Origin of the sequence: Vibrio sp. V43_P6S15P86 (genome assembly GCF_009904725.1) — a bacterium.
GTDB classification, from domain to species: domain Bacteria; phylum Pseudomonadota; class Gammaproteobacteria; order Enterobacterales; family Vibrionaceae; genus Vibrio; species Vibrio diabolicus.
This window is the reverse complement of sequence record NZ_WXWT01000280.1, coordinates 1-2,209: the sequence shown is the minus strand read 5'-3', so window position 1 is coordinate 2,209 and position 2,209 is coordinate 1. Positions and strand designations below refer to the sequence as shown.

The window sequence follows — 2,209 nt, the reverse complement described above, 5'->3', positions numbered from 1 at the left end:
GAATTGATTCAACCACGTGAACTTTTGTTATTAGGTGTAAAGAGCAGCAAGTGACTCAAGATGATACATTTAGGAGTCAGAGCGTTGTCTTTGAGAACATAGACACAAAAAAGGAGCATAACTGCTCCTTTTCTAACTTCCGTGTTATTAGCAATTCAAAAGCCGCTCAAAGGTACAAAGTAAACTAACGTTGACCAAATTGCGACCCAAGCAACCACCACTGCCGTATCTGTCCAATCTTTATTCCACATACTGCCACCCTCATCATCGCATGTAGCAATTGAAAGACAGCAAAATCGATACCAATATCTACTACCTGTGTTGCTGTGTATAAAGTTTGTGACTTTGATTCAAACAGTTTGGCTCATCGGTCAGAAGTTCAATAAAACAGTCAGCCATAGATAAGTTGGTTACGCGCCCCTCGCCTTTCATCTCCAGTAGCGCATCGTAACCTTCTTTCCCTTTCATTGTATAAGCGGAGGAAGTGCCTCGATACCAGGTGTCGTCTTGAACGTCGACCCATTGTTGACCATCAAAAATTGCTAATGACTGAATTCTTTCACCTTTAGGGGCATCAGCTCGGTACTCAAAGTTTAAATTGTAAGTGTATGGATAACTGCCAGAGCCAGTACCTTCCACATCATTGTTGAGTGCATTGTTTATGGCGCCTTCAAGTGCTCGGCGAATAGCACTGCCTTTTACGTCGTAAAAGCCGATCGGAACGGCAAAAGGCAACAATCGTCCGGCAATATCTGCCACTGTGATGTTGCCAGGATTCAATGATGTTCGCACGCCACCCGCATTATGAATCGCAAATTGAACCTCATGCCCGCGTTTATTTAAGCTGTACAAAAATGAACGAGCAACAGAAGAAGCCAGCTCGCTCTCACCAAACTCATCTGGGATTCGCACATGACGCTTTTTGGTGTCAATACTGGCAATGACTTGTGACTGTAACTGCCTTACCCGAGGGATGTATTTATCACTTAGGATTGCTTGAGTCTCCGGGTGTTTCTTACAGACCACCACATTAGGTTGACCATGGATAAAGTCACACGCGGTTTCGAATACGCCTTGGTCAAGCTGTTGATTTAGTGTCGAGTCCCAAAAAATACGTCGGCCAAGTAACAGTTCATTTTGACCACTCAGCATGGTTGCTTTGCCGTTTTCATCAAATTCAATGACGCAGTGCCCCATGGTCAAAGCATGAAAGCCCGCTTGCACAACGTAAGTATCTTTTACTTTGACACCATAAGGGTCATCTTGCCCTAAACCTATTGATGAGAAATCGCCTTGTAGTCGGTGGCTATGTCCACCAACAATAATACCAATCCCCTCAACTTGTTCAGCCAACTCTAAATCGCCTTCATAACCTAAGTGGCTCAGAAGAATGATATTTTTAATACCAGAGTAGTGAATTTGTTTTACGGTCGCCTTAGCGGTTTCAATTGCAGACTTAAATGGCGTATCTGCATCTGGGTTCGCGATATCGCTCATTTTATCAATGGATAATCCGAAAATCGCAACCTGCTCTCCATGAAACTCTTTGACGATGTATTGTGCGCTTTGTGTCTCCGTTTGATAGCTATACACATTGTTGCTATCGCTGACTCGGTGAGGCTTTTGAAGCGATTCATTTGATAGATCCCAGTTACCAGCAAGCAATGGAAACTGAGTGCGTTGACAGAATAAGGCAACAGGTTCATTACCCATATCCAATTCATGGTTGCCTAACGCCATCGCATCAATCTTTAACGCATTCAACAAATCGGCGTTGGCTTTACCTTTAAATAATGAGAAATAAAGTGTGCCTTGGAAACAGTCTCCAGCATGGAGAAATAACATCCCATGCCCTTGACGTTGAGCGTCGTCTCGTAGCTCCTCTACTCGGGTTGCGATGCGAGAAAACCCGCCAGCACTCACGTATGGCTCTAGCGTGAGTTCATTGTTGATCTTAAGCTTTAACTGTAATGACGTTGGCTCAAAGTAGGAATGTGTGTCATTGATGTGTGCCAGTTTGATTCTCACTGGCTTATGATTGTTATTCATCTTCATCTTCTCTCTTTTCATTCCTTATAATAATAAGAAGTGAATCATGACAGAATCATGAATTTTATGAAACTGTGATTTTTTGATTTCATGTTTAAGTGATCACGATGCTATCTACACTAGTTTTGAAAGCAAGCGTCGCTTGTTGCGGTCTCTATTC

Annotated in this window: 1 protein-coding gene; it reads right to left on the bottom strand. The window is 43.0% G+C overall.

The genetic code is table 11. The annotated features are described in order from the left end of the window. Positions 1–312: 312 nt before the first annotated feature. The gene (locus tag CAG69_RS12645) at positions 313–2,055 is read right to left on the bottom strand and encodes a bifunctional metallophosphatase/5'-nucleotidase (RefSeq protein WP_161444484.1); all 1,743 of its coding nucleotides are present in this window, start codon (positions 2,053–2,055) and stop codon (positions 313–315) included. Positions 2,056–2,209 lie beyond the last annotated feature (154 nt).